This window comes from Citrobacter sp., assembly GCF_050252275.1.
GTDB classification, from domain to species: domain Bacteria; phylum Pseudomonadota; class Gammaproteobacteria; order Enterobacterales; family Enterobacteriaceae; genus Citrobacter_A; species Citrobacter_A amalonaticus.
Map to the genome: position 1 here is coordinate 1 of NZ_JBFWLF010000228.1, position 7,444 is coordinate 7,444.

The 7,444-nt window shown below is 50.2% G+C and carries 12 protein-coding genes and 1 pseudogene; 10 read left to right on the top strand and 3 right to left on the bottom strand.

Features of this window, described 5'->3' with window-relative positions; translation table 11 throughout:
* The 10 genes and pseudogenes from AB7E14_RS17340 to AB7E14_RS17385 form a co-directional block, all read left to right on the top strand.
* A pseudogene (locus AB7E14_RS17340) lies at window positions 1-232 on the top strand (hypothetical protein); the annotation flags it as partial.
* 68 nt (window positions 233-300) lie between these two features.
* Entirely contained in the window at window positions 301-1,122 is an 822-nt protein-coding gene (locus AB7E14_RS17345) for a DUF932 domain-containing protein (protein ID WP_428169718.1), read from the top strand.
* A 70-nt stretch (window positions 1,123-1,192) separates the two neighbouring features.
* The gene (gene radC, locus AB7E14_RS17350) at window positions 1,193-1,666 is read left to right on the top strand and encodes a RadC family protein (protein WP_286569291.1); all 474 of its coding nucleotides are present in this window, start codon (window positions 1,193-1,195) and stop codon (window positions 1,664-1,666) included.
* 10 nt (window positions 1,667-1,676) lie between these two features.
* Entirely contained in the window at window positions 1,677-1,898 is a 222-nt protein-coding gene (locus AB7E14_RS17355; RefSeq protein WP_428169719.1) for a DUF987 family protein, read from the top strand.
* Window positions 1,899-1,921: 23 nt separating this feature from the next.
* Window positions 1,922-2,266 (top strand): type IV toxin-antitoxin system YeeU family antitoxin, encoded by a 345-nt coding sequence (locus AB7E14_RS17360; RefSeq protein ID WP_428169720.1) that lies wholly within the window; start codon window positions 1,922-1,924, stop codon window positions 2,264-2,266.
* 35 nt (window positions 2,267-2,301) lie between these two features.
* Complete coding sequence (locus AB7E14_RS17365) at window positions 2,302-2,643, top strand: TA system toxin CbtA family protein (protein ID WP_428169721.1); 342 nt, start codon at window positions 2,302-2,304, stop codon at window positions 2,641-2,643.
* Window positions 2,644-2,757: 114 nt separating this feature from the next.
* Window positions 2,758-3,591, top strand: a complete 834-nt coding sequence (locus AB7E14_RS17370; protein ID WP_428169722.1) for a DUF4942 domain-containing protein — start codon at window positions 2,758-2,760, stop codon at window positions 3,589-3,591.
* Window positions 3,592-3,667: 76 nt separating this feature from the next.
* Entirely contained in the window at window positions 3,668-3,916 is a 249-nt protein-coding gene (locus AB7E14_RS17375; protein ID WP_000535212.1) for a CopG family ribbon-helix-helix protein, read from the top strand.
* 3 nt (window positions 3,917-3,919) lie between these two features.
* Window positions 3,920-4,195: a type II toxin-antitoxin system RelE/ParE family toxin gene (locus tag AB7E14_RS17380; protein ID WP_428169723.1), complete on the top strand. Its 276-nt coding sequence runs from the start codon at window positions 3,920-3,922 to the stop codon at window positions 4,193-4,195.
* 114 nt (window positions 4,196-4,309) lie between these two features.
* Window positions 4,310-5,107 (top strand): helix-turn-helix transcriptional regulator, encoded by a 798-nt coding sequence (locus AB7E14_RS17385; protein WP_428169724.1) that lies wholly within the window; start codon window positions 4,310-4,312, stop codon window positions 5,105-5,107.
* Between the two features lie 288 nt (window positions 5,108-5,395).
* Here the strand turns inward: AB7E14_RS17385 and AB7E14_RS17390 are convergent, their stop codons facing one another.
* From AB7E14_RS17390 to lsrF, 3 genes are read right to left on the bottom strand one after another with little or no spacing between them, the layout of a single operon-like run.
* Entirely contained in the window at window positions 5,396-6,142 is a 747-nt protein-coding gene (locus AB7E14_RS17390; protein ID WP_316962094.1) for an epimerase, read from the bottom strand.
* 10 nt (window positions 6,143-6,152) lie between these two features.
* Window positions 6,153-6,443, bottom strand: coding sequence for a (4S)-4-hydroxy-5-phosphonooxypentane-2,3-dione isomerase (gene lsrG, locus AB7E14_RS17395; protein ID WP_044264508.1), 291 nt, complete (start codon window positions 6,441-6,443; stop codon window positions 6,153-6,155).
* Window positions 6,444-6,491: 48 nt separating this feature from the next.
* Window positions 6,492-7,367, bottom strand: a complete 876-nt coding sequence (gene lsrF, locus AB7E14_RS17400) for a 3-hydroxy-5-phosphonooxypentane-2,4-dione thiolase (protein ID WP_058587126.1) — start codon at window positions 7,365-7,367, stop codon at window positions 6,492-6,494.
* Between the last annotated feature and the right edge of the window lie 77 nt (window positions 7,368-7,444).

Genomic DNA, 7,444 nt, shown 5'->3' on the forward strand with positions numbered 1-7,444 from the left:
TGTTGAAGTTGTTTTCAGCAAAGCATATGAGCTTTTGCCTGCCCCGGTCAGGATAGTCCTGAAGCGGGAATGGTGCCTGAGTTACCTTCAGTCGCAAAAAGCGCCGATTCTGGTGAAACTGCAACTTTACCGCGCAGGAAAGCTTAGTCCTGCCGAACTATCTGCATCGCCGTTGTTACCAGATTCAGAAAAAACTGCATCGCAGATACCCCCTTCTGTTTTACCTAAATAATTCTGCCTTTCAATCCAGGCCATCCTTCGGGGTGGCCTTTTTTATGCCCATTTTTAAAGGAAGCACCTATGACCCGTTTAGCCAGCCGCTTTGGCGCGGTCAACCTTGTACGCCGTGACCGCCCGTTAACCCGCGACGAATTGGCCCAATATGTGCCCAGCGTCTTCAGTGAAGAAAAGCATGAATCCCGTAGCGATCGCTACACCTACATTCCAACCATCACTTTACTCGATAACCTGAAGCGTGAAGGCTTTCAACCGTTCTTTGCCTGCCAGACCCGAGTGCGGGACCAGAGCAAGCGTGAGCACACCAAACACATGCTGCGCCTACGCCGAGAAGGACAAATCACTGGCACACAGGTACCGGAAATCATTCTGCTTAACAGCCATGATGGCTCCAGCTCATACCAGATGCTGCCGGGGTTATTCAGAGCGGTTTGCCAAAATGGGCTGATTTGCGGTGAGAGTTTTGGTGAGGTTCGTGTGCAACATAAAGGCAACGTAGTAGAGAAAGTCATCGAAGGAGCCTACGAAGTGCTGGGGATATTTGACCGGGTAGAAGAAAAACGCGACGCCATGCAGTCACTTATATTACCTTCCCCGGCGCAACAGGCGCTGGCACAGGCGGCGCTGACGTATCGTTTTGGCGAAGAGCATCAGCCGGTGACGGAATCTCAGCTACTGGCTCCCCGTCGCTGGCAGGATGAGTCCGGTGACCTCTGGACAATCTATCAGCGCATTCAGGAGAACCTGATTAAAGGTGGTCTGAACGGGCGCAATGCGAAAGGAGGACGCACACATACCCGCGCTATTAAGGGGATCGATGGCGATGTGAAGCTTAATCGAGCCTTGTGGGTGATGGCAGAGAACATGCTGCAACTCGCCTCATGAATCACATACTCATCTCTGTTTATAGCCCTGTAGCTTGCTGCTATGGGGCTTTTTATTTTAAGGATTTTCCATGTCTGAACTGATATTACCTCCGGCTTTTCCAGCGAATGAGCAACGTATTATCCGTCGCGCTATGCGACTGCTGGAGAAATACCAGCGCCAGCCCGGCGAGCAATTCCTTGACACGAGTTGTACGAAAAGCTGGCTGCAACTGCATCTGGGACGGCAGGAACGTGAGGTTTTTGTCGTGCTCTATCTCGATAACCAGCATCGTCTGCTGGAACATGAAACGCTATTCCTTGGCACGATTAACCACACCGAAGTCCATCCCCGTGAAATTGTGAAATCTGCACTACACCACAACGCGGCAGCGGTGATCCTCGCTCATAACCATCCATCTGGAATAACTGATGCCAGTAAAGCAGACCGAACGATTACTTCCCGGATAGTGAATGCACTGATTCTGGTGGATATCCGGGTGCTGGATCATTTCATCATCGGTGATGGTAATGCGTTGTCGTTCGCGGAAAGAGGCTGGCTGTAGGAGAGTATGGATGAAAATCATAAGCAAACGTCAGGCAATGGCGATATACCGCCAGCATCCTGAATCCCGGTTGTCTCGCTTCTGTACGGGCAAATATCGCTGGTCCGGCAGCGTCTGCCATTACTACGGTCGGGAAGTGCAGGATATTCGCGGTGTGCTGGCAGTTTTTGCTGAGCGCCGACAGGACCGTCAGGGACCTCATATCATCCTGCGCTGCATCAGCCTCAATTAACCGTCAGTAAAAGGAACACAAACATGACAGAAGGCACAGCCAACGAAGTAGTGGATACGCTGCGATGGGGACTGAAATGCGACATCACACCACATTTCGGAGCCCGTCTGGTGCAGGAAGGCAACCGCCTGCATTACCTCGCCGATCGGGCCAGCATAATAGGTCAGTTCAGCAAAGCTGATTTACGCCATCTCAACCAGGCTTTTCCCTTGTTGGTGAAGCAAATAGAACTCATGCTCACCAGCAGAGAACTTAATCCCCGGCACCAGCACTGCGTCACGCTATATGCGAAGAGATTAACCTGTGAAGCCGATACGCTCGGCTCCTGTGGCTACGTTTACGTCACCATTTACCTCACTCAACGCTGACCGATTTTAACTTCCACTTCTACGAGAACAACATCATGAACACCTCTCCTGCAACAAATCAGCGGGTGGCGAAGCCATGTCCGTCGCCTGTGGCCGTCTGGCAGATGTTACTTACCCGTTTACTTGCGCAGCACTATGGCCTGACTCTGAGCGACACTCCATTCAATGATGAAGGTGTTATTCAGGAGCATATCAACGCAGGCGTTACACTTGCCGATGCCGTGAACTTTCTGGTGGAAAAGTACGAACTGCTTCGTATCGATCGCAGAGGGTTTAGCTGGCAGGAACAATCGCCTTATCTTCGGGCTGTAGATATTTTGCGGGCGAGACAGGCAACTGGTCTGTTACGACGAAGCCATAATCATTCGACACGCTGAATCTTGCGAGTCTCCATCCCGAATTACATTCCCGATCTGTCTTCCTTATTTACTCATTGCATAATGCGCCTGCCACTCCCGGCGGGCGTGTTTGCTTTTTACGGACAAAATATCATGCAAACAGAAGCTGAAGTTTTAACCGATCATAATGAGCTAATTTGCTCAACCAATATAGAACGCATCGTCACAGGGCGTGATGCTGCGCTGAGCCTGATAGAAATCCTGATCCATAAGCTTGATGATATCTCACGGCTAACCTCCAGCATCGGTGGTGATGTGGCGGAGCATTGGGCGATGCGACAGGGCCATTCCTTTGACTGCTGGCTGATGCAACCAGTCGATAAAGCGATGCCGGTGATTACACGCAATATCGATCGCAGTATCTGGCGCGATCTCATGCTGAAGTCCGGGATGTTGACCTTGATGGATGCCGAAGCCCGCAGCCAGTGGGCTAAAAACCTCGAAGAGGGCGATCTTCCGGCCATCAGTGAAGCCAACATCCTAAGTACCTTTGAACAACTCCATCACAATAAACAGGATGTTTTCGAACGTGGGATTATCAATGTATTTAAAGGGTTAAGCTGGGACTACAAAACCAATAATCCCTGTTACTTCGGTAAGAAGATTATCGTCAACAATCTGGTGAAGCATGACAGATGGGGCTTCAGTTTGAACTGGGGCTGGCGGCGCGACCAATTAGCCGATCTGGAGCGAATGCTCTACCTGCTGGATGGTAAAACCATTCCCGATAACCGGCATGATGTCTCCATCCGGTTTATGGATTTTGTGCGCGATAATCCGCATCAGCAGATTTTCGAAGATGAGTTGTTCACTATTCGTTACTTTCAGAAAGGCAGTGGGCATATCACTTTCAAACGCTTGGATCTGGTGGAGAAGATGAATGATATCGTGGCGAAGCACTTTCCGGGGATGTTGCCTGCGAAATGAGATGTGATGTTTTTATAGGCACCTCTATGCTAATATTAATAGGAGTTATTAAATGTTATTAAACGAGGTAATCCCTATGGGTTCGCTTACTAAACAAACCATCAGCGCACAGATACCTATTGAATTGGCCGCTGCTGTTGAGAATCTGGCAATTGAGTTAGATCGTTCTAAAAGCTGGATTATTAAGGAAGCGTTGACCAGTATGCTGGCCGAAAGAGAACGGCGTCACCAGAGCATCCAGGCCGGTCTTGCGGATGTTGATGCTGGTCGCGTGGTGAGCCACTCGGACATGGTGGATTTTGCTAATCGCTTAAAGAAATCCTGATAAATGGAAATTTACTGGACGCTTAAAGCTCAGGATGACCTGGAACGTATCTACCGTTTTGCCCTTCAGTACAGCCGCCAGCACGCCGATGACGTTTTGGATCGCCTGATTACTGGCTGCGCTGGCCTTGCTGCGCATCCGGCAATTGGCGTACAGCAGCCTCGGTATGAACCTCGGGAAGTCCGAAAAGTGTTATTTGATGACTATGAGGTTCATTACGAACTTCGTGACAATGACATTTATATAGTCGATCTCTGGCATACCAGAGAAGAACGATGAAGAGATTTTCTTTTCGTTCAAGGGTGTTGATTAGTGAGTATAAACACATAATCGTGTTTATACTCAATTTTGTGTTTTAATGGCACTTTCTACTCCTTCTGAAGGATGGATGCCATGTTACAGAACAACATCAAACAGCTCCGTACCCAGCTAGCTATCACCCAGCGCGAGCTGGCGTTTATGGTCGGCACCAGCCAGCAACAAATTCAGCGTATCGAAACCGGAAAGGTCGCAGCAAAGCTGGGCCTTGCACAGGCAATATGCAATGCCCTAGATAAGCCTTTAAATATCGTATTCCCGGAAAGCGATCAGTTGATTAACGATTTTCACAAGAAGCGCCGTAAAACCGATGAAGATCTTGAGACGATAGCCACAAGCGGTATTGAAATGGATGGAGGTCTCTGGACCGTAAAACTTTGGCTACAGGGACATCAGGACTATTTGCTGTTGCCCATTTCAGCGGCGGATAAGCGGAGGTTTTATTATTATTTTCAGGAAAAAACCGCCCCAAATACAGAGCGTTTCTTCGTTTTTGATTCTTCCGAGTATCGTTATGCGTTAAATATGCGTGAAGTTGTATTTCACCAGTTTTTGTCTGATGGTCTGCGGCCAATCGTTGACGAAGAGGATGATGCCTGCGAAGACGATTATTTTAATGTCCATATCATCCTGGTGAACGGAGGGGGTGAGATTCCACTGTGCGTTGAGACTGATGCGCCCCAAAACGGAGAGGCGGATGATATCGGTCAGTTGAATGCGTTCTTTGAAATGCTGGATGGCGAGCCTGAAACAACGGACCGTTACATGCTGACCGACGAGGATGGTGAAGATGCCTTTATCCGTATTGGTTCTATCGCGATGGTACGAGTTGCACTTGACGCGCTTGAGCCAGTGGAAGAAGATGAAGAGTGATTTTAAGTTAGCTGAGTTTTCAGAGAATCGCGCATGAGTATACATGTGAGTATATATAGCGGTTCTCTTATTTTATAATCTTATTTACTTCAGTGGGTTACGTCGAGAATCGCGGTCCGGCCTTCGCACCAAATCTAAATATAAAGCCCTTAAAAGCAGTTTTTGTACCTTAAATCCGCGCCACGCAAGATTTCTCTTTCAATCATAACCATCCTCATCCATGTCTACGAACTTCACCGAATTCATCAAGGTACTGCCCAAAAATGCCCCATCCAGCAGACCCCCTCATCACCCCTTTGCTGAATGTATCGTCGTTAGCCAGTGAGTGATGTTTTCATTCAACGCATCGTTTTTGAAGAGGGCGCTGCCGGATACTACGCGATCGACGCCGCTGGCGATTATCTCCGGCAGTTCTTCCAGTGCTAGCGAACCGTCGACGGTCAGCAGAATGGAATCCCGCTTCCCGGACGCATTGAGTAATGCGACAACCTGAGCGATGCGCCTGAGTAAGGCAGACTTGCTGAGCTTGCTCCCGTAGCCCGGATTGACCGCCAGAATTTGTACGATTTCAACGTCTTCAATGACCGGCAGAATGTGTTCCAGCGGTGTCGCCGGGCACAAACTAATCCCTCGCAATACCGGCATTGTGCCGCCGGAGACTTCCGCATTTTGCTCCCCCAGCCAGTGGAGCATATGGTGCAGATGCGGCGAGTTTTCTACCTGCAACGTGACGCAGTGTGCTCCCGCCTTTACGCTTGCCTGCACGACGGGCCAGGGATTATCCACCATCAGGTGAACATCCTTAATTATCTGCGCTGGTAATTGCGTGATAGCCCAGGGACCGACGGTGAACTGAGGGCAAAAATGCCCGTCCATCAGATCCAGGTGAAGAACGGGTTGTTCAAGCGCGCGAAGCGTTTGCAGGTACCCACCGAGTTTGAGCCACTGGCCGGCAAGAATACCGATGCTTAACGGGTAACGCTTCATTAACGAGACGCACTCTGCGCGATTCAACCCGGAAAAGGGACGGTTCATTTTGAGATCCTTATGGCATCAATCCATTGAAGACGCGTTTTTTTCGTGGGCAGCTCATCAGCGATTCCAGTTTTTCCACGCAGGCAAGGTAGTGGGGCGTGGTTTTATGGAATGCAACGGCGGCTTCATCCTTATAGGCTTCATAAATATAAAAGCGGCTCTTCACTTCCGGATCCTGTAACACGTCGAAGCGGAGATTCCCCTCTTCACGCACCGATCCCAGATGATTGAGGCGAAAGACGTCGATAAATTCATCGACTTTATCGTCGTGGACGTTAATTTCCACCAGAGTGACATGCATACTGTTCTCCTTGAAACGCATGGGCCCGCCTGGCAGGCCCATGACTTCTTAGTTTTTCTCGCTCAGAAAGAGTTCATACGCGCGGTCTGCGGTTTCATTACGATGTACCACCGCGTGGACGGCCTTCATCATGGCGACAGGGTGTTCGGACTGGAAGATGTTACGCCCCATATCGACACCGGATGCGCCCTGGTCGATGGCCTGCCAGCACATCTCAAGCGCTTCACGTTCCGGTAATTTTTTACCACCGGCGATAACAATCGGAACCGGGCAGCCTGCGGCGATGCGCTCAAAACCTTTATCGACGTAGTAGGTTTTGATGATCTGCGCGCCCATCTCTGCGGCGATACGCGTGGCGAGCGAGAAGTAGCGCTGATCGCGCACCATGTCTTTCCCCACGCCAGTTACCGCCATCGTCGGCATGCCGACCTTGATACCGGCATCAATCAACTGAATGATATTTTTGATCGACTGGTGCTCATACTCACTGCCGATATACACCTGTGCCGCCACGGCGCAGCTGTTGAGACGAACCGCGTCATCGATGGAGAGCGCAACCGCCTCATTGCTTAACTCGGTGAGAATCGAGTTAGCGCCCGAGGCGCGCAGGACTACCGGTTTGTTGGTGGCAGGCGGTACCACACTGCGCAGGATACCGCGTGTGCACATCAGCACATCGGCGAGCGGGAACAGGGGGGCGATATTGATATCGATACGTTCCAGTCCCGTCGTCGGCCCCTGAAAATAGCCGTGGTCAAACGCGAGCATGACCGTTCTTCCCGTCTCAGGATTAAAAATGCGCGACAGTCGGGACTGCATCCCCCAGTCAAGTGCGCCGCACCCCTTTAATGTGAATGGGGTATTGCGTTGCGGCGTATCGGTATGGAAATCCTTACCATCTTTGATGTCATCTAAATCAGCCATTTTTTACTCCACGGTTAAGGAATGAAACTCAAAAATCGTACTTATCGATATTCTCTTTGGTGAACACCACGCGCTCA